Origin of the sequence: Delftia sp. WSY_22 (genome assembly GCF_043104185.1) — a bacterium.
Taxonomy (GTDB): domain Bacteria; phylum Pseudomonadota; class Gammaproteobacteria; order Burkholderiales; family Burkholderiaceae_C; genus Comamonas; species Comamonas tsuruhatensis.
In genome coordinates, this window is record NZ_JBICKN010000053.1 from 106,271 (window position 1) to 125,846 (window position 19,576).

17 protein-coding genes and 1 pseudogene are annotated in these 19,576 nt (G+C 68.5%); 3 read left to right on the forward strand and 15 right to left on the reverse strand.

Going from position 1 to position 19,576, the window contains the following annotated elements:
• Positions 1–25 precede the first annotated feature (25 nt).
• The 3 genes from phnE to phnD are packed head-to-tail and all read right to left on the reverse strand — an operon-like array spanning position 26 to position 2,621.
• Positions 26–871 (reverse strand): phosphonate ABC transporter, permease protein PhnE, encoded by an 846-nt coding sequence (gene phnE, locus ACF8NF_RS23175; RefSeq protein WP_074923096.1) that lies wholly within the window; start codon positions 869–871, stop codon positions 26–28.
• Positions 871–1,737 carry a phosphonate ABC transporter ATP-binding protein gene (gene phnC, locus ACF8NF_RS23180; RefSeq protein ID WP_151019449.1) on the reverse strand — a complete coding sequence of 289 codons (867 nt, stop codon included), beginning with the start codon at positions 1,735–1,737 and terminating at the stop codon, positions 871–873. Before phnC ends, phnE begins: the two co-directional genes overlap by 1 nt.
• Positions 1,734–2,621, reverse strand: a complete 888-nt coding sequence (gene phnD, locus ACF8NF_RS23185) for a phosphonate ABC transporter substrate-binding protein (RefSeq protein WP_016450188.1) — start codon at positions 2,619–2,621, stop codon at positions 1,734–1,736. The genes phnC and phnD overlap by 4 nt, the downstream gene beginning before the upstream one ends.
• Positions 2,622–2,802: 181 nt before the next feature.
• Here phnD and ACF8NF_RS23190 point away from each other — a divergent pair, with 181 nt between their 5' ends.
• A complete protein-coding gene (locus tag ACF8NF_RS23190; protein WP_016450187.1) occupies positions 2,803–3,654 on the forward strand; it encodes a LysR substrate-binding domain-containing protein in 852 nt (283 codons plus the stop codon).
• A gap of 16 nt (positions 3,655–3,670) precedes the next feature.
• On the opposite strand, the gene ACF8NF_RS23195 is transcribed toward ACF8NF_RS23190, so the two are convergent.
• Positions 3,671–4,813 carry a PA0069 family radical SAM protein gene (locus ACF8NF_RS23195; protein ID WP_392451327.1) on the reverse strand — a complete coding sequence of 381 codons (1,143 nt, stop codon included), beginning with the start codon at positions 4,811–4,813 and terminating at the stop codon, positions 3,671–3,673.
• A gap of 294 nt (positions 4,814–5,107) precedes the next feature.
• Between ACF8NF_RS23195 and rnk the strand changes: the two genes are divergently transcribed.
• Entirely contained in the window at positions 5,108–5,512 is a 405-nt protein-coding gene (rnk, locus tag ACF8NF_RS23200) for a nucleoside diphosphate kinase regulator (RefSeq protein ID WP_026062607.1), read from the forward strand.
• A gap of 73 nt (positions 5,513–5,585) precedes the next feature.
• On the opposite strand, the gene ACF8NF_RS23205 is transcribed toward rnk, so the two are convergent.
• Positions 5,586–6,743 (reverse strand): acyltransferase family protein, encoded by a 1,158-nt coding sequence (locus ACF8NF_RS23205; protein WP_392451329.1) that lies wholly within the window; start codon positions 6,741–6,743, stop codon positions 5,586–5,588.
• A gap of 168 nt (positions 6,744–6,911) precedes the next feature.
• Between ACF8NF_RS23205 and ACF8NF_RS23210 the strand changes: the two genes are divergently transcribed.
• Positions 6,912–7,508, forward strand: a complete 597-nt coding sequence (locus tag ACF8NF_RS23210) for a GbsR/MarR family transcriptional regulator (protein WP_026062606.1) — start codon at positions 6,912–6,914, stop codon at positions 7,506–7,508.
• Positions 7,509–7,707: 199 nt separating this feature from the next.
• Here the strand turns inward: ACF8NF_RS23210 and cydX are convergent, their stop codons facing one another.
• The 10 genes and pseudogenes from cydX to ACF8NF_RS23260 all read right to left on the reverse strand — a co-directional run.
• Positions 7,708–7,833: a cytochrome bd-I oxidase subunit CydX gene (gene cydX, locus ACF8NF_RS23215; protein ID WP_012204319.1), complete on the reverse strand. Its 126-nt coding sequence runs from the start codon at positions 7,831–7,833 to the stop codon at positions 7,708–7,710.
• 49 nt (positions 7,834–7,882) lie between these two features.
• The gene (gene cydB, locus ACF8NF_RS23220) at positions 7,883–9,034 is read right to left on the reverse strand and encodes a cytochrome d ubiquinol oxidase subunit II (protein WP_065347637.1); all 1,152 of its coding nucleotides are present in this window, start codon (positions 9,032–9,034) and stop codon (positions 7,883–7,885) included.
• 18 nt (positions 9,035–9,052) lie between these two features.
• Positions 9,053–10,639: a cytochrome ubiquinol oxidase subunit I gene (locus ACF8NF_RS23225; protein ID WP_016450181.1), complete on the reverse strand. Its 1,587-nt coding sequence runs from the start codon at positions 10,637–10,639 to the stop codon at positions 9,053–9,055.
• A gap of 41 nt (positions 10,640–10,680) precedes the next feature.
• Positions 10,681–12,366: an amino acid ABC transporter ATP-binding/permease protein gene (locus tag ACF8NF_RS23230; RefSeq protein WP_392451331.1), complete on the reverse strand. Its 1,686-nt coding sequence runs from the start codon at positions 12,364–12,366 to the stop codon at positions 10,681–10,683.
• The gene (cydD, locus tag ACF8NF_RS23235; protein WP_016453936.1) at positions 12,363–14,009 is read right to left on the reverse strand and encodes a thiol reductant ABC exporter subunit CydD; all 1,647 of its coding nucleotides are present in this window, start codon (positions 14,007–14,009) and stop codon (positions 12,363–12,365) included. The genes ACF8NF_RS23230 and cydD overlap by 4 nt, the downstream gene beginning before the upstream one ends.
• Before the next feature lie 291 nt (positions 14,010–14,300).
• A complete protein-coding gene (locus tag ACF8NF_RS23240; RefSeq protein ID WP_012204314.1) occupies positions 14,301–15,260 on the reverse strand; it encodes a nitronate monooxygenase family protein in 960 nt (319 codons plus the stop codon).
• A 60-nt stretch (positions 15,261–15,320) separates the two neighbouring features.
• Positions 15,321–17,111: an acyl-CoA dehydrogenase gene (locus tag ACF8NF_RS23245; RefSeq protein ID WP_338497321.1), complete on the reverse strand. Its 1,791-nt coding sequence runs from the start codon at positions 17,109–17,111 to the stop codon at positions 15,321–15,323.
• A gap of 97 nt (positions 17,112–17,208) precedes the next feature.
• A complete protein-coding gene (locus tag ACF8NF_RS23250; RefSeq protein WP_392451332.1) occupies positions 17,209–18,351 on the reverse strand; it encodes an ABC transporter substrate-binding protein in 1,143 nt (380 codons plus the stop codon).
• Positions 18,352–18,506: 155 nt separating this feature from the next.
• Positions 18,507–19,439 carry an electron transfer flavoprotein subunit alpha/FixB family protein gene (locus ACF8NF_RS23255; protein WP_392451333.1) on the reverse strand — a complete coding sequence of 311 codons (933 nt, stop codon included), beginning with the start codon at positions 19,437–19,439 and terminating at the stop codon, positions 18,507–18,509.
• Positions 19,440–19,453: 14 nt separating this feature from the next.
• Positions 19,454–19,576, reverse strand: a pseudogene (locus tag ACF8NF_RS23260) (electron transfer flavoprotein subunit beta/FixA family protein); the annotation flags it as partial.

Here is a 19,576-nt window from a genome sequence, read left to right on the forward strand (position 1 = left end):
AGGGGCGCCGAAAAAAGCGCTACCCTCAATGGCGGGTGCCCTGCTGGATGCGGCTGCGCAGCCAGTGGGAGACGAGATCGGCAGCGATCACCATCACGGTGATGACCACGATGCAGGTGGCCGTCTCCTGGTAGCGGAACAGCTTGAGGCTGCCGACCAGCTCGAACCCCAGCCCGCCCGCGCCCACCATGCCCAGCACCGTGGCCGAGCGCAGGTTGACCTCGAAGCGGTAGAGCACGACCGCGATCCAGGCCGTGATGGCCTGCGGTATCACGCCGAAGACGATGAGCTGCAATTGCGTGGCGCCTGCGCTGCGCAGGGCCTGCAGCGGGCCGTCGTCGATCTCTTCGATGCTCTCGGCGAAGAACTTGCCCAGCATGCCCATGCCATGCAGGGCCAGGGCCAGCACGCCGGGAAACGGCCCCAGGCCCACGGCCGAGACAAAGACCAGCGCCAGGATCAGCTCGTTGATGCTGCGCACCACGTTCAGGAACTGACGCGTGATGCGCCGCAGCCAGTGCCAGCCATGCAGGTTGCTGGCGGCGATGAAGGACAGCGGCAGCGCCAGCACCACGGACAGCAGCGTGCCCCAGATGGCGATCTGCACCGTCTCCAGCGCGGGCGCCATCAGGCGCGGCAGCATGCTCCAGTCCGGCGGCACGGAGCGCGCCACGAAGTCTGCGATCTGGGGCATGCCTGCCGCCAGTTCGCCCCAGCTCATCTGCGCGCCGCCCGCGCTCCAGTGCAGCACCCAGGCGATGGCCAGGGCCGCAGCCGCATAGCCTGTCCAGCCCAGGGTGCCGTGGGGGCGCGGCGCGGTCCATTGCCAGCGGTCGCGCGGCTCGGGGCTCCAGGAATTGGCGCTGGTCATCACAGTCCTCCTGCGGGCGCGCTGGCCCGCATCCACGAGGCAGGCACCGGCGCCTGCGCATGCAGGCCGGCAGGCCCTATGGCCTGCGTGCCCGGTAGTGTGTCCGGTTCTGCGCCCTGCCCTGCAGTGGGCTGCGCATGGTAGATGGCCTGCAGCGCGGCCTCGTCCAGCGCCTGCGGCGATCCGTCATAGACCATGCGGCCCTGGGCCAGGCCCAGCACGCGGTCGCCGAACTCCCGCGCGTAGTCCACCTGGTGCAGGTTGCAGACCACGGCAATGCCCAGCTCGCGCGTGGCATCACGCAGGTACTGCAGCACGCTGCGCGCGGTCTTGGGGTCCAGGCTGGCCACGGGCTCGTCGGCCAGGATGACCTGGGGCTGCTGGGCCAGCGCGCGGGCAATGCCCACGCGCTGCATCTGCCCGCCCGACAGCGCCTCGGTGCGCTCCAGCGCCTTGTGGGCCAGGCCCACGCGCTCCAGGCACTGGTCGGCCAGGCGGATATCGCTTTCGCGGAACAGCTGCAGCACCGAGGCCAGGGTGCCGGTCTGGCCCAGGCGCCCGGTCAGCACGTTCTTGCGCACCGACAGGCGCGGCACCAGGTTGTGGTGCTGGAAGACCATGGCCACGTGGCGAGCCAGCTCGCGCCGGCTGTGCCTGCCGCCGCCCAGCATCAGGTCCATGCCGCCCACCTCCAGCGTGCCGCTGTCGGCGCGGGCCAGGCCGTTCATGCAGCGCAGCAGCGTGGACTTGCCGGCCCCCGACAGGCCCAGCATGACGACGAACTCGCCGGGCTGCACATCCAGGTCGATGCCATGCAGCACATGGTTGCTGCCATAGCTCTTGCGCAATTGGCGGATGCGGATCATTTCATGCTTCCCAGGTCGAGCTTGAGCGCCTTGGCCGTCTGGCGCACCACGTCGTAGGCCTTGTCATCCGTGGCCGCGAAGCCGTCGAGCACGCCCTGGTCACCCCAGGGCAGGTCCTTGACCTCGGCCAGGGCCGCAGCCACCTTCTGCTTGGTGCCGGCGTCCAGGTTCTTGCGCCAGGTCATGGGCGACTCGGGGATGGGCTGGGAGCGCCAGACGATCTGGAAGTCCTCGCGCTTGACCAGGCCCTTGTTCACGGCAGAGTCGAAGATGCGGTCGGCCACGGCCGCCGCATCCACCTTGCCGTTGGCCACGGCCATGATGCTGGCGTCGTGCGAGCCCGAGAAGATCACGCGCGAAAAGCCCTTGTCCGCATCGAAGCCCTCGGCCATCAAACCCGCCTTGGGAAACAGGTGGCCCGACGCCGAGGTCGGGTCCACAAAGGCAAAGCTGCGGCCCTTGAGATCGGCCACGCTGGCCGGGCCCTTGTCCTTGCGGGAGATCACCATGCTGTGGTACGCGCTCTTGCCCGTCTTCTTGGTCACGGCCACGGCAAAGGCCTCGGCGCCGGCCACCTGGTTGGCCAGCACGTACGAGAACGGGCCGAGGAAGGCGATGTCGATCTTGTTGGAGCGCAGCGCCTCGATCACGCCGTTGTAGTCATTGGCCACGAAGGGCCGCACCTTCATGCCGGTGCGGGTGGCCAGCTGGTCCATGACCTGCTGGCTGGCGCGGATCATGGCCTGCGCGTCCTCCGAGGGGATCAGGCCCACGCGCAGCTCGGCGCTCTGGGCAAAGGCGGCAGTGGTAGCGGTGGAGGCGGTGGCGGCCAGGGCCAGCACGGCGCCGGCATGGCGCAGCCAGGTCTTGCGGTTCATCTTCATGGGAGCGTTCCTTTGCATCAGGTCAGGCACATCGGCGGATCGGTGGATCCGTGAATCGCCGGTCAAATCGCCAGGCGGGTGGGTATGGCTGAATGCTAGGAGCGACATATTTCTGCCATGTGAAAGTTTCAGAATCAGTTTTGACAGCATCCATAGACAAAACCTTGAGATACCGACTTTCGTGAGCAACGCCCGCTACCGCGCCTTCATCGCCGTCGCCCACCATGGCAGCCTCAGCGCCGCCGCCCGCGCACTGGGCGTGAGCCAGCCCACCATCTCCACCCAGATCGCCACGCTGGAGCGCCAAAGCCAGATCGAGCTGTTCCACCGCCGCGGCTACCGCATGACGCTCACGGGCGCAGGCGCCAGACTGCTGCCCATGGCGCAGAAAATCATGGCGCTGGAGGCCGAGGCCGAATTCTTCCTGCGCGACTCGGGGCAGTTGCACCAGGGCGAGCTCAAGATCGGCGCCGTGGGGCCCTTCCATGTGATCGAAATGGTGGCCGCCTACCGCGCACGGCACCCGGGCATGCAGCTGTCCATCCGCATGGGCAACTCGCAGCAGGTGCTGGCCGACCTGGAACGCTACGACACCGACGTGGCCGTGCTCGCCGGCCTCTACGACCGCCCGGAGCTGCTGGCGCGCGAGTACGCGCGCCACGCCATCATCCTGTTCGCCCATGTCGCCCATCCCTTCGCGCGGCGCAGCGAAATCGCGCTGTCCGAACTGCAGGGCCAGCCTCTGCTGCTGCGCGAGCACGGCTCGACCACGCGCACCGCGCTGGAATCGGTGCTGCAGGCCGCCGGCGTGCAGCCGCGCACCGAACTGGAGATCGGCAGCCGCGAAGCCATACGCGAAGCCGTGGCGCGCGGCCTGGGACTGGGCGCCGTGTCCGAAGCCGAATTCATCCCCGACCCGCGCTTTCGCCCGCTGCGCATCGCGGGCGACCCGGCCAGCACCACCACCTATGTCTATTGCATGCGCGAGCGCAGCGACAGCCTGCTGGTGAGGTCGTTTCTGGAGGCGGTTTGAGCCTGCCGGTCCGCTCTCAGAACAGACTGCGCTGCGGCAGCAGCAGCGACGGGTGGTAGAGGCTGCAATCGAGCCGCAGCGGCTCGCGGTTGAATCCGTACCGACGGCAGGCCAGGGCGAAGCGCTGGCGCAGCAGCTCGGCCCAGTGGCCAGTACCTTTCATGCGCTGGCCGAACTCGGCGTTGTACACGCGGCCGGCCTCGCGCTGCTCGCCCTGGATGCCGTGCAGGTCGCGCACGCGCTCCATCACGCGGCGGGCGCGGTCGGGGTAGTGCACCTGCAGCCATTGCTCGAACAGCGGCGCCACTTCCCAGGGCAGGCGCAGCACGGCATAGAAGGCGTGGCGCGCGCCTGCGTCGGCGGCCGCCTCCAGCACCTTCTCCAGGTCTTCGTTGATGAAGGGAATCTGCGGTGCCAGGCTCACGCCCACGGGCACGCCCGCCTCGGTCAGCGCGCGGATGCTGCGCAGCCGGCGGTGCGGCGCGGCGGCGCGCGGCTCCAGGTGGCGGGCCAGGTCGGCATCCAGCGTGGTCAGCGTGATGTGCACCGAGGCCAGGCCCTGGCGCGCCAGCGGGGCCAGCAGGTCCAGGTCACGCTCCACCCCGCTGCCCTTGGTGACGATGGAAAACGGGTGGCGCGCCTCGGCCAGCACTTCGATCAGGCGGCGCGTCAGCCCCAGTTCGCGCTCCACGGGCTGGTAGCAGTCGGTGACCGAGCCCAGCATCACGGGCGCGGCCACATGGCTGGCGCGCGACAGCTCGGCGCGCAGCAGCTCGGGCAGGTTCTGCTTGGCGATGAGCCGGGTCTCGAAGTCCAGCCCCGGCGACCAGCCCAGGTAGCTGTGCGTGGGCCGGGCATAGCAATAGATGCAGCCATGCTCGCAGCCCCGGTAGGGATTGAGCCCCATGTGAAACGGCAGGTCGGGCGACTGGTGGCGGCTCAGCGCCGAGCGGGCCTGCTCCCAGCGCAGTTCGGTGCGCAGCGCAGCGGCCTCTTCGCCTTCGGCAGGCGCCTCAAGACTGCCCCAGCCGTCGTCAAACGCCTCGCGCGGATCGGTGGTGAAGCGGTGTGCCAGTTGGCTGGCTGCGCCCCGGCCCTTGATGGCGTGCAGGGGCACCCGGGCCGTGTCGTGATGAGGCGTGGGAGGACTGGAAAGCATGAAGCAACTGTATAAAAATACAGTCATACCAACAAGCACTCCCCGCATGCCTGCGGTTGCGAAGTGGGTTTTGCCGGCTTGGCAAGTGCCCGCGCCAATCCGCACCGCACCGTGCGGGTTCGCTTGGCAGAACGCGCACGGGCCTGCACAATGGCCTTATCGCACCAACTTGGTGCTTTTCTCTTTTCTGAAGATGCCTTGGCCCGGACAACCGCGTTGCCCGGGCTTTTGTCCGTTTGGGCGCCGCTGCCCTTCACTGCAGCCACGGCGCAAGCACACAAGGGAGCCAACACCATGGAGCGCAAGCCCCACATCATTCTTTCGTCCCTGGACCTGGAACGCATCGAGGCCCTGCTGGACAAGCAACCCGCCTTTCCCGGCCGCGAGGCGCTCGAGGCCGAGCTGGACCGTGCCGACGTGCTCGAGCCCAAGGAAATGCCGCCCAACGTGGTGACCATGAATTCCACGGTGCGCTTCACGCTGCTGGAGTCGGGCAAGACCAATACGCTGACCTTGGTCTATCCCAAGGAGATGGATGGCAGCGCCGACAAGGTGTCGGTGTTCGCGCCCGTGGGCATTGCCCTGCTGGGCCTGAGCGTGGGCGACCAGTCCCGCATGCCCGGCCCCTCGGGCCAGGTCACCGTGCGCGTGGATGCCATCGAGTTCCAGCCGGAAAGCGCAGGCGAGCTGCACCGTTGAACGCCGACCGGCGTGAAGCGAAAAAGGCAGCCCACCGGCTGCCTTTGTTGTTTGTGGACTGACGCACCGCACCTCAGCGCAGGCCCGCCACAAATGCCGCGATCAGGCCGGTGCCCACCAGGCCGGCCTGCCAGCGCAACGCCATGTGCCAGCTGGGAACGTGGCGCTCCACGCGCTCGTACAGCAGATGGCCGGCCGCAATCGACAGCACAAAGGCCGTGCACATGCCCAGCAGGGCGGCGGGAATGGACTGCGGCCAGAAATGGCTTTCCACGGCGTTGACCAGCAGGCAGACCGAGAAGTGCACGAGAAACACCGAGTACGAAATCTTGCCCAGCCGGCGCAGCGGCGCCCAGCCTTGTGCCTGGGCAAACGCGGGGCTGCGCATGGCCGCGACCAGGGCCAGCGCCGTGGCACCGGCCAGTGCGATGCGGTCGCGCCACTCCAGTGCCAGCGCCGCCACGACCAGGGCCACGATCAGCAGGGACCAGCTCCAGGCCGTCGAGGACTTGTCCGCATGCGCGGCCCAGTAGGCCAGCATGCCCAGGCCGTAGGCGCCAAAGAAGTACGGCGCCCAGACGTCCCATTGCGCATCCAGATTGAAGCCCAGCAGCGAGGCCGCCACGCCGATCACCACCAGCGCCTGCGCCACGCTCAGCGCCCAGGGCCAGCAGCGTGACAGGGCGTCGCCGCCAAAGCGGCGGCGCAGCAAGGCGCCGCCCCAGCGCGTGCCGGCCAGCAGCAGCGCCGTCAGCGCAAACAGCTGGAAGTCGATGGACACGTACCAGACGCCGGCGGACAGCGACTCCTCGCCCACGATGTTCTGCAGCAGTAGCGCATGCGCCACCAGCTGCCAGAGATCGGGCTCGCCCGACACCGAGGCATGGTCGAACCAGGGCCGCACGGCCGCCGAGACGACGACGGCCACGACCAGGGCCACGGCATAGGGCACGACCAGGCGCACGAAGCGGCGCCCGATGCGCGACCACGGATCGCTGTGCTGGCCGTGGCCTTGCGGCGCCATGCTGGCTGCCGCCAGGTAGCCGCCCAGCACCAGAAAGATCTGCACGGCCATGCGCGCATATTCATAGAGCCAGTCGATGAGGTCCGGCGCAGCCGGATGGGCGATATCGGACATGGGGCCGTAGAAGGCCAGGTGGTGCCAGACGATGGCGGCACAGGCCAGGCCCTTGGTGCAGTCGATCAGCGCACTGCGGCTAGCGTGGGACATGGGGCAATCTGCAATCTGCGAACGGGTCGGGAAGCGGGAGGCGCTGGGCCCGGGCCGCCTGGCCGCAAGCCCGCAAAGGCGCCATTGTGCGCCTTTTGACCGCGTCTTGCAGAAAGCTGACGCACCGCTTTCCAAGCCGCACAGGACATGCCGGCACGCGAAGGCACAATGCATGCCATGACGCAACCCAAACCTCTTCCGGCGTTGAACCGGCAGTTCGTCTCGCACTTCGGCGAGATGGGCAGCCGCTGGGGCATCAACCGCACGGTAGGCCAGATCTACGCTCTGCTGTTTCTTTCGCCCGAGCCGCTCAATGCCGACCAGATCGCCGAGACGCTGGAGTTCTCGCGCTCCAACGTGAGCATGGGGCTCAAGGAATTGCAGGCCTGGCGCCTGGTGCAATTGCGCCACCAGCCCGGCGACCGGCGCGAGTATTTCGAGGCGCCGCAGGATGTCTGGGAAATCTTCCGCCGCCTGGCCGAGGAACGCCGCCGCCGCGAGATCGAGCCCACCCAGTCCATGCTGCGCGCCGCCATGCTGGAGGAAGTCACCACCGAAGAGGAACGCTACGCCCAGCAGCGCATGCGCGACATGTACGAGCTGATCGACCGGCTCATGAACTGGTTCGACGACGTGCAGCGCCTGTCGCCCGAGACCGCCATGCAGCTCATGGGCATGGGCACGGCCGTGACGCGGCTGCTGGACCTGAAGGACCGCATCACGGGCGGCAAGGGCCGCGCCAAGGCGGACGACACCGACGATTGAACCTGGCAAGCCTGCGTACAAAAATGAGCTCCCGAGGGAGCTCATTGTGTTTACAGCAATGTTTCATTGGCGGTAAGCGCGTGCAAAAACTGGCGTAGCCCAAAGCGAGGAACACCGAGCAAGGGCCGCCCCCGCAGCGAGGGTGTCGTCCCCCTCCCGAAGAGAGAGGGGGAAGGCGCGAAGCGCCTCAGGGGGAGCTTTATTTCTCCCGGGCCAGGAGTTCGCGGCGCGTGGCCTCGTCGTCCATCAGTTCGTACCACATCGCATTGAGCACCGCGAAGGCGGCCGCCAGCGGCAGGCCGAGCAACCAGGCGAAGTACCACATGGTGTTGTGTCCTTTCTTGACGTTGACTGTCGTTTCTTGATTCGGTGGATCAGTACGAGTGGCCGCGGCCCTCGATGATGGCCATCGGGTCGACCTTGCCGCGCAGCACGCTGTAGACCCAGCTGGTGTAGGCCACGATGAGGGGCACGAAGATCAGCGCGCACACCAGCATGATGAACAGCGTCACATGGCTGGACGAAGAGTCCCAGACCGTGAGGCTGTGCTGCGGGTTCAGCGACGAGGGCAGGATGAACGGGAACATGGACGCCCCCACGCTGGCGATGATGCCGGCAATGCCCAGGCCGCTGGACAGCAGGGCCAGCCACTCGCGGCGCAGCCACAGGCCCAGCGCCGCCAGCAGCGGCATCAGCAGGCCGATGGCCGGCACGGCCCAGAGCACGGGCCGGGCCTGGTAGTTGGCAAACCAGGCGCCCGCCTGCAGCGCAGCCGTCTTGAACAGCGGGTTGGACGGTCCGGTGGTGTTGATCTCGCTGGTGATGCGGTAGCCATTGAGCGCGGCCAGCCACACGCCAGCCGCCGCGAACAGCACCGTGGTGGCGACGGCAGCCACCATGCCGAGGCGGCGCGCGCGCGCGGCCACATCGCCCTCAGTCTTGAACACCAGCCAGGACGCACCATGCATGAGCAGCATGCACAGCGAGACCAGGCCGGCCAGCAGCGCAAACGGGTTGAGCAGGCCGAAGAACGTGCCCTCGTAGTAGATGCGCATGTCGGGCGCCAGGCGGAAGGGCACGCCCTGCAGCACATTGCCAAGGGCCACGCCGAAGATCAGCGCGGGCACCACGCCGGCCATGCACAGCACGGCATCCCAGCGCGCGCGCCAGGCCGGCTCCTCGCGCTTGCTGCGGAACTTGAAGGCCACGGGCCGCAGGATCAGCGCCACCAGCGCCGCGAACATGGCCAGGTAAAAGCCCGAGAACGACACGGCATACAGCTGCGGCCAGGCCGCAAAGATGGCGCCGCCGCCCAGGATGAGCCAGACCTGGTTGCCTTCCCAGACCGGGCCCAGAGAGTTGATGACGACGCGGCGCTCCACGTCGGTCCTGGCCGCCAGCGGCAGCAGCGCGGCAGCGCCCAGGTCAAAGCCATCGGTGACGGCAAAGGCGATGAGCAGCACGCCCAGCAGGCCCCACCACAGCAGGCGCAGGACGTCGTAGCTGATCAGTTCGTGAAGAATCATGGTGACAATCTCCCTTGGTCATTGCCCGCGGGCGAGTTTTTGCATCAGAGGGAAGTAGGTGGTCAGGTGCGGTGCGCTTTCCTCCTGCGGTCCCTTGCGGATGGCCTTCACCATGAGCTTCATCTCGATGACGAAGAGCACGGAGTAGATGGCGATGAAGCCTGCAATCGTCAGCAGCAGCGTGCCCGCGCCCAGGTTGGAGACGGCCAGCGCCGTGGGCAGCACGCCTTCGATGATCCAGGGCTGGCGGCCCACCTCGGCCACGATCCAGCCGCACTCGGCCGCGATCCAGGGCAGGGGAATGGCGATCACGGCCAGCTTGAGCATCCACGGATGGGCGTCCAGCCTGCGCCGCACCGACAGCCAGAAGAAGGCCGCCGTGAGCGCGATGAAGAACATGCCCAGCCCCACCATGATGCGGAAGGCCCAGAACAGCGGCCCCACGGCCGGCACGGTGTCCCAGGCGGCCTGGGCGATCTGCGCGTCCGTGGCCTGGCGCGGGTCGTCCACGTAGCGCTTGAGCAGCAGCGCGTAGCCCAGTTGCCCGCCCTTGTCCTCGAAGACGGCCTTGGCCTCGGCCGGCACCTGGCCCGTGGGGCCGGCGGCGCGGATGGCCTCCAGCGCGCCATAGGCCTCGATGCCGTTGCGAATGTACTGCTCGGTGCGCTGGACCAGATCGTTGATGCCGGGGATCTCGGTGGTCAGCGAGCGCGTGCCGATCAGGCCCATGACCCAGGGAATGTGCACGGCGTAGTGCGTCTCGCGTGCGGCCTTGTCGGGGAAGCCGAAGGCCGTGAAGGCCGCCGGTGCGGGCTCGGTATCCCACATGGCCTCGATGGCGGCCAGCTTCATCTTCTGGTGCTCCGAGGACAGGTAGCCGCTTTCATCGCCCAGCACCACCACCGACAGCGCGGCGGCCAGGCCGAACGAGGTGGCCACCGTCATGGAGCGGCGCGCCAGCTGGATGTGCCGGCCCTTGAGCAGATACCAGGCCGAAACGCCCAGCACGAAGATGGCCGCCGTCACGTAGCCTGCCGAGACCGTGTGCACGAACTTGGCCTGGGCCACGGGGTTGGTCAGCACCGCGAAGAAGTCGGTGACCTCCATGCGCATGGTCTGCGGGTTGAACGCCGCGCCCACGGGGTTTTGCATCCAGCCGTTGGCGATCAGGATCCACAGCGCCGAGAAGTTCGAGCCCAGGGCCACGCACCAGGTGGTCACCAGATGCCCCACCTTGCTCAGGCGGTCCCAGCCGAAGAAGAACAGGCCCACGAAGGTGGCTTCGAGGAAGAAGGCCATCAGCCCCTCGATGGCCAGCGGCGCGCCGAAGATGTCGCCCACGTAGTGGCTGTAGTAGCTCCAGTTCATGCCGAACTGGAACTCCATCACGATGCCCGTGGCCACGCCCATGGCGAAGTTGATGCCGAACAACGTGCCCCAGAACTTCGTCATGTCGCGCCAGATGGTGCGGCCCGTCATCACGAAGACGGTCTCCATGATGGCGATGATCACGGCCAGGCCGATGGTCAGCGGCACGAACAGGAAGTGGTAGAGCGCCGTTACCGCGAACTGCAGCCGCGATAGATCGACGATGTCGAGGTCCATGGTGAGATCCTTTCTCTCGGGGTACTTGGTGAAATCCTTGATCAGCCGTCCTGTCGCAGGCGCGCCAGGGCCGCCTCGAACGGCGGTGTGCCGCGCAGCGCCTCGGACACCACGCGGCCCTGCTCCACCCACAGCAGCCGGTCGGCCAGTTGCGCCTCCCGCAGCTTGTGGGTGGCCAGCACCAGGGTGCGGCCCCGGGCTGCGCTGTCCAGCCGCACCAGCAGGTCGGCGGCCGTGCGTGCATCCAGGCCCTCGGTCACTTCGTCCAGCAGCCAGCAGCGCGCGGGGCTCAGCAGCAGCCGCGCCAGCGCCAGGCGCCGTGCCTGGCCGCCGGACAGGCCCAGCCCGCCCTCGCCCAGCCGCGTGTCCAGGCCCTGCGCCATGGCGCGCACATCGCCGGCCAGCCCGGCGACTTCCAGCGCCGCCCACAGCGTGTCCTCGGCGGCCTGGGGGCAGGCAAGCAAAAGGTTGTCGCGCAGGCTGTCCTCGAACAGTTCGGTGCGCTGCGTCATCCAGGTGCAGCGCCGGGCACGCACGGCGCCGGCCAGCGGCTGGAGCTCGCCGGCCATCAGGGACAGCAGCGTGGTCTTGCCCGCGCCGCTGGCGCCCAGCAGGGCGACACGTTCGCCTTCGGCGATACGGATGTCCTGGGCCAGCACGGCGGCACGGGGTGCCACGACCTGCTCCAGCTCAACCGCCAAGCCCTGCCCGGGCGCAGCCGGTTCGCAGGCGCCTTGCGCAGCGCCGTCGCGCAGGGCAGGCGCCAGCCGGCGCGCGGCCAGCCAGCTGCGGCCGGCCTCCAGCGCGCCACGGCGCAATGCGGCAAAGGGCTCCATGGCCGTCAGCGCCAGCAACAGGGCCAGCGCGGCCACGGGGGCGCCCAGCAGGCCGGCCTCGGCCAGCCAGCCCACGCCCAGCAGCACACCGGCCAGGGCCAGGGCGCCGCACAGGCCCTGCACGAAGGAGGTTCGGGCCTCCAGGCCGTGGAGTGCGGCGTCGGCCTCGGCCACGCGGGCGTCCAGGGCGGCAATGCGTTCGCAATGCGCGGCCAGGGTGCCGGCCATGGCCAGCTCCGCCTGCCCGGCCACCAGGTCGGCCGTGCGGGCGCGCAGGGACTCCAGCGCCAGCGCGCGGCGCACGGCGGGCCGGCGCGCACTGCGGGCCAGCCACAGGGCGCTGCCCAGGCCCGTGGCCAGCAGCCACGCAGCCAAGGCCAGGCCCAGCCACCAGCGCATCAGGCCCAGCGCCAGGGCGGCCACCAGCGTGGCACCCGTGGCGGCCAGCAAGGGCACGAACAGGCGCAGGTACAGGCTGTCCAGCGCATCCACGTCGGCCGTCAGCCGCTGCAGCAGGCGCGCGGGCCGCAGGCGCAGGCTCAGGGCGGCGGCGGGCGTGGCCCAGCTGCGCAGCAGCCGCTCGCGCAGGGCGGCCAGCACGGCCAGGGTGGCGTCATGGGTGACCAGCCGTTCGGCATAGCGCGTGCCCGTGCGGCCCAGGGCCAGCAGGCGGATGCCGGCCGAGGGCATGAAGACGTCGAAAACGATGGCCGTGGCCGGCAGCAGCCCGGCCAGCGCCGTGGCCGTGATGAACCAGCCCGACAGGCCCAGCAGCGCCATGCCCATGAGCACCGTGAGCAGGGCCAGCAGCGCGCCGCCCAGCCACAGGCGGCGGGGCGCCATGCGCGCCAGGGCGGCAAGCACGGGCCAGAGGGTGGAGCGGGGCTTCATGCGGCCAGCTCCTGCGGGGCGGCATGGCCCGCCAGCTCCACCACGCGGTGCATGGCGGCGGCCAGCTCGGCATCGTGGGTGGCGACGATCAGCGTGCGCCCGCGCGCCAGTTGCAGCAGGGCATCGGTGACCTGGGCGGCCGTGGCCGGGTCCAGGTGGGCCGTGGGTTCATCGACCAGCAGCAGGCCTGCATCGCGCGACAGGGCCAGGCGCGCCAGGGCCAGGCGCACGATCTCCCCGCCCGACAGGCCGGCTCCGCCCTCGCCCAGCGTGGCGCCGGCACGGGCCTCGGCCAGCTTGCCCAGACCGGCCAGCCGCAAGGCCTGGCGCAGTTCGCCGAAGGTGAATCCCGGGCGGCCCAGCCGGAGGTTTTCGGCCACCGAGCCGGCGAACACATGGGGGCTCTGCCCCATCCAGGCCATGCGCGCGCGCAGCCGGCCGGCCGATTCGCCGTCGAGCAGCTGTCCGTCGATATGGATGCGCCCAGGCTCGGCCACCGGCAGCAGGCCGGCAATCTGCGCCAGCAGCAGCGACTTGCCGCTGCCGCTGGGGCTCCACAGCGCCACATGCTCGCCAGCCCGCACGTCCACCGTGAGCGCCGGCAGCGTGACCGCGCCGCCTGGCACCTGGGGCCGCACCTGCTCCAGGTGCAGGGCGCAGGCCTGGCCGGCCGCCCTGCCGGGCGCAGCCAGTGCGCCGGGCAGCGGCTGCGCATCGCGGCCCAGCTCGCCCAGGGCCTGCAGCGCAGCCTCGCCGCTGGCGCGGTCGTGCCAGACGGCAGACAGCTCACGCAGGGGATCGAAGAAGCTGGGCGCCAGCAGCAGCACGAACAGCGCCTGGCCCAGGCTCAGTGTCTGGCCCCAGCTGCCAAAGGGCAGATGGCCCAGCAGGTGAAAGCCCACGTAGACGGCCACCATGGCCACGCCCAGGGCCGAGAACAGCTCCAGCACCGCAGAGGACAGAAAGGCGATGCGCAGCACGCGCATGCTGCGTTCGCGCAGGGATTCGGCATTGGCGCGCAGCCGCTGCGCCGTGGCATCCACCGCGCCCAGGGCGCGCAGGGTGGACAGGCCGCGCAGCCGGTCGAGCAGGAAGGCGTTCATGCCGCCCAGCTCCACCATCTGCGCCTGGCTGGCCGCCTTGGCGCGCCAGCCGACGATGGCCATGAACAGCGGGATCAGCGGTGCGGCCACCACCAGGATCAGCGCCACCACCCAGCTCTGGCTGGCCACGGCCAGCGCAATCACCAGCGGCACGGTGCGCACGCGCCACATGGCGGTCTGGTAGCGCGACAGCCAGGGCACGATGGCCTCGGCCTGCTCGGCCATGGCGCTGGCCGCCTGGCCCGAGGCCGCGCGCTGGCGGTCCAGCGGCGAGGTGCCCGCCAGCGTGCGCAGCACCTGCGCGCGCAGCGCGCTCACCAGGCTGCGCGCCTGCAGATTGGCGCGGCGCGTGCCGCTGGCATCGCACCAGGCGCGCAACCCGCCCAGCAGTGCCACGCCGGCCGCAAGCTGCCACAGTGGCCACAGCGGCTCCACGCCCGCGCCCGCGCCATCGGCCATGGACTGCACGGCCAGCGCCAGCAGCAGCGCCTGGGGCAGCCATAGCAGCGAGGCCAGCACCAGGCGCCCCGTACCCGCCATCGGACGACGCGCCAGCTGGTGGAACTCAGGCAATGACGGGGTACAAGGTTTGTTCATTTATTCTGTAATTTCAGTATTTACTGAAATTACGCAAAGAATTCTAAACAAACTTGCTCCAGGCAAGTCGCTCGTAGGGGGAAGCCGAGTGAAGCAGTCAAGCGTGCGCAAGGGGTTCTGCGCAAACAACTTCGAGAACCGGACCCGCACAGCGTGGGTAATACCCAAAGAAAACGGCGCCCGAAGGCGCCGTCTGGCAGGGTAGGAGTAGAGCCCGTCCTGGGCTCCCCGACCTTACGGGGTGGACAGCAGGCGGTCGCGCGCCTGGTTGTATTCGCGCTTGAGACGCTCCACCAGCTCGCCCGCACCCGTGACTTCGCGAATGGCGCCAATGCCCTGGCCGCAGCCCCAGATGTCCTTCCAGGCCTTCTTGGCGTCGCCGCCGAAGTTCATCTTGCTGGGGTCCGACTCGGGCAGGTTGTCGGGGTCCAGGCCAGCCGCGCGGATGGACGGCGCCAGGTAGTTGCCGTGCACGCCCGTGAACAGGTTGCTGTAGACGATGTCGTCGGAGGTGCCGTCCACGATGGCCTGCTTGTAGGCGTCGTGCGCACGCGCCTCATGCGTGGCGATGAAGGCCGAGCCGATATAGGCGAAGTCCGCACCCATGGCCTGGGCCGCGAGGATGGCACCGCCCGAGGCGATGGAGCCCGACAGCGCCACGGGGCCGTCGAACCATTCGCGGATCTCCTGGATCAGCGCGAACGGGCTCTTGACACCCGCATGGCCTCCCGCGCCCGCCGCCACGGCGATCAGGCCGTCGGCCCCCTTTTCGATGGCCTTGTGCGCGAACTTGTTGTTGATGATGTCGTGCAGCACCACGCCGCCCCAGCTGTGCACGGCCTGGTTCACGTCCTCGCGCGCACCCAGGCTGGTGATGACGATGGGCACCTTGTACTTGGCGCACATCTGCATGTCGTGCTCGAGCCGGTCATTGCTCTTGTGCACGATCTGGTTGATGGCGAACGGCGCCGAGGGCCGGTCCGGATGGGCCTTGTCCCAGGCGGCCAGGGTCTCGGTGATCTCGGCCAGCCAGTCTTCGAGCTGCTCGGCCGGGCGCGCGTTGAGCGCGGGCATGGAACCCACGATGCCGGCCTGGCACTGGGCGATCACGAGCTTGGGGTTGCTGATGATGAACAGCGGCGAGCCGATCACTGGCAGGGCCAGTTTCTTCAGCGCCGGGGGAAGCTTGGACATGCGTTGTCTCCGTTGGTTCTCGGTATCTCTGTCTGCGTTGTGCCTTGCGGGAGCGCCGGGTCAGAAGGCGTCCATGGGCAGTGCCATCACGCTGCCTGCGCCGTGCACGATGGCATCGCGCAGGCCCGCCGCCTTGACGAGGATGTGCTCGGCATAAAAGCGCGCCGTCGCAATCTTCGCGCGCATGAAGGCCTCGTCCTGTCCCTTGTGCAACAGCTGCTCGGCCACCAGCAGGGCGCGGCCCATCTGCCAGCCTGCCACCAGGTTGCCCGCCAGCATCAGGTAGGGAACGCTGCCGGCGTACACGGCATTGGGCTCGGCCTTGGCCTGGCCCGAGACGAAGTGCACCGCCTCCACGAAGGCCTGGCGCGCGGCGGCCAGCTGGCGGGCCACGGCCAGTGCCTCGGGCGTGCCGCTGGCGGCCAGCTCGGCCTCGGTCTTCTCGATCTGGCCCGCGATGGCCAGCGCGGTCTGGCCGCCATCGCGCGCCGTCTTGCGGCCCACCAGGTCATTGGCCTGGATGGCGGTCGTGCCTTCGTAGATGGTCAGGATCTTGGCGTCGCGGTAGTACTGGGCGGCGCCCGTCTCCTCGATGAAGCCCATGCCGCCGTGCACCTGAACGCCCAGGCTGGTGACTTCCAGACTCATCTCGGTGCTGTAGCCCTTGACCAGGGGAACCATGAATTCATAGAAGGCCGCATTGGCCTCGCGCACCTGGGCGTCGGCATGGTGATGGGATGCGTCGTAGGCCGCGGCGGCCGTGGCCGCCATGGCGCGGCAGCCCTCGGTGTAGGCACGCATGGTCATGAGCATGCGGCGCACATCGGGGTGGTGGATGATGGTGGCGCTGGCCTTCACACTGCCGTCCACGGGGCGGCTTTGCACGCGCTCGCGGGCATAGGCCACGGCGTGCTGGTAGGAGCGCTCGGCCACGGCAATGCCCTGCACGCCCACGGCGTAGCGGGCCGCGTTCATCATGATGAACATGTATTCGAGGCCGCGGTTTTCCTCGCCCACCAGGTAACCGATGGCGCCCCCGTTGTCGCCGTACTGCAGCACGGCCGTGGGCGAGGCCTTGATCCCCATCTTGTGCTCGATGCTCACGCAGTGCACATCGTTGCGCGCGCCCAGCGATCCATCCTTGTTGACCAGGAACTTGGGCACCACGAACAGGCTGATGCCCTTGACGCCCTCGGGCGCCCCGGCCACGCGGGCCAGCACCAGATGGACGATGTTCTCGGCCATGTCGTGCTCGCCATAGGTGATGAAGATCTTGGTGCCGAAGACCTTGTAGCTGCCATCGGGCTGCGGATCGGCCTTGGTGCGCACCAGGGCCAGGTCGGAGCCGGCCTGGGGCTCGGTCAGGTTCATGGTGCCGGTCCACTCGCCGGTCACCAGCTTCTCGAGATAGGTGGCCTTGAGCTCATCGCTGCCCGCCGTCAGCAGGGCCTCGATGGCGCCGTCGGTCAGGAGCGGGCACAGCGCAAAGCTCAGGTTGGCGCTGTTGAGCATTTCCACGCAGGCCGCGCCAATCGTCTTGGGCAGGCCCTGGCCGCCAAAATCCTGCGGATGCTGCAGGCCCTGCCAGCCGCCTTCGGCGTACTGGCGAAAGGCCTGCTTGAAGCCCGCCGTGGTGGTGACCACGCCGTCCTTGAGGCTGGAAGGCGCCACGTCGCCCGGCAGGTTCAGCGGCGCCACCACGCCTTCGCACAGCTTGGCGCATTCCTCCAGCACGGCCTGGGCCGTCTCCAGGCCAGCCTCCTCGAAACCGGGCAACTGCGCCACCTGGTCGATCTGCGCCAGATGCTCCATGGCGAACAGCATGTCTTTGAGGGGAGCCGAGTAAGTCATTGTTGAACCTTCCTGAACAGAGCCTGGACCGCCGGCGCGCAGCGCGCGGCGACCTGGGACAGCGGGCGCGCCGCCACGGCACTACTGCTTTGCTGCGTTATTGCGTGACGCGGCCCGATGCGTTGACGATGGACAAATCCACGAATTTCGAGCCCGCCTGCGAGCCCGGACTATAGGTAACCCAGTAGCCGCCCAGATCGAAGGCGTCCAGGCCGCGCAGCGAAGCGGCCAGCTTCTCGCGCGTCAGCGGCTGGGTGCGGCGCATGGCCTCCACGATGACGCGGGCGTTCACATAGCCTTCCATCATGGCGTAGCTGACCGGCACGGTCAGCGACTTGCCGGCAGCGGTGGCCGCGTCCCTGAACTCCTTGTTCAGGCGCATGGTCACCTTGTAGGGACTGGGCACGACCTGGGCAATGGACAGGCCGCTCATGAACTCCACGGGCAGGCGCTTGGCCAGTTGCTCGATATCGGCTTCCGATGTCGCGTAGATCTGGGCCGTGCCGCCCGCCATGCGGTACGCCTCGACGAAGGCCGAGGTCACGGGGCTGGAGGCCACCACCATCACGGCCTGCGCCGAAGGCTGGGCCTTTTGCAACTGGGACACGGCCTTGTCCATGGCACCCTTGCCCGTGCTCAGCGAGGCGCTGACCACCAGCTTGGCCTTGGAAGGCGCAATCGCCTTGTCCACGAGTTCCGCCACGGCCTTGGCATCCGGGCGCTCGTCATGCAGCAGGGCCAGGCGCGTGATGCCCACGGTGGCCAGGTGCGAGGCGATCTTGGCCATTTCCTCGGGCAGGTTGGCGCGGGTGCTGAAGATCTGGGGATGGCTCAGCACACGCGTGTCCGTGCTCTGGTAACCCACCAGGGAGATCTGGGACTGGTCGAGCAGCTTGCTGTCCAGCAGCGAAGCCATGTTGCGGTTGCCGAAGTAGCCGGCCAGCACCACGGGCTTGGACTCGTCCAGCAGCTTGCGGGTCTTGTCCACGGTTTCATCGGGGTGGCCCACATCGTCCACCGTGACCAGTTGCACGGGCTGGCCCTGCACGCCGCCGGCCTTGTTGATCTGGTCAAAGTACAGGCGCATGCCCTGGGCATAGGCCCGGCCCTGCGTCGCGCCGGCTCCCGACATGGGTGCCACCTGCCCCACCACCCAGGCATTGGCCTCGGCGGCCAGCGCCATGGCGCCACAGACAAAGGCCACGGCCGTGCGGGCCAGGCGCAAGCGCATCATCTTCATTTCAATCTCCCTCTCGGTTCATGCCATTGCCAGCACCCGCTGGCGGCCAAAGCCGTTGTTGTAGTCGTTGCCGCGAACCATGACCAGCGGGCCATCCCGGCATCCGTGACGGAAAAAGAGGGGCCTTGTGCCCCTCATTTTTCAGCTTTGGTCGCTTACAGCGCCTGCACCAGCTCGGGCACGGCCTGGAACAGGTCGGCCTCCAGGCCGTAGTCGGCCACCGAGAAGATCGGTGCCTCGGGATCCTTGTTGATCGCCACGATCACCTTGGAGTCCTTCATGCCGGCCAAGTGCTGGATGGCGCCGGAAATACCGGCCGCAATGTACAGCTGGGGCGCCACGATCTTGCCGGTCTGGCCGACCTGCAGGTCATTGGGCGCATAGCCTGCGTCCACCGCTGCGCGGCTGGCACCGATGGCGGCACCCAGCTTGTCGGCCAGCGGGGTCATGACCTCGTTGAACTTCTCGCTGCTGCCCAGCGCGCGGCCGCCGGAGACGATGATCTTGGCAGCCGTCAGCTCGGGGCGGTCGCTCTTGGTCACTTCACGGCCCACGAAGCTGCTCTTGCCGCTGTCGCCAGCGGCCGCCAGCTGCTCCACCTGGGCGCTGCCGCCCGTGGTGGCCGCTGCGTCAAAGCCCGTGCCGCGCACGGTGATGACCTTGATCTTGTCGCTGCTTTGCACCGTGGCAATGGCGTTGCCGGCGTAGATGGGGCGCTCGAACGTGTCGGCGCTGTCCACCTTGGTGATGTCGCTGATCTGGGCCACGTCCAGCTTGGCGGCCACGCGCGGCGCGGCGTTCTTGCCGCTGGCGGTGGCGGGGAACAGGATGTGGCTGTAGTTCGAAGCAATCGCCAGCACTTGCGCTGCGATGTTCTCGGCCAGGCCGTCCTTCAGGCTGGCGCCATCGGCGTGGATGACCTTGGACACGCCAGCGATCTGGGCCGCAGCCTGCGCAGCGGCGCCGGCATTCTCGCCCGCCACCAGCACATGCACGTCGCCGCCGCAGGCCAGGGCCGCAGTGACGGTGTTCAGCGTGGCGCTCTTGATGGAAGCGTTGTCGTGTTCTGCAATAACGAGGGATGTCATGTCTGCGAATTCCTTTAGATGACCTTGGCTTCGTTCTTGAGCTTGCTGACCAGGGTCGCCACATCGGGCACCTTCACGCCAGCGCCGCGCTTGGCGGGCTCGGCCACCTTGAGCGTCTTCAGGCGCGGGGCGACATC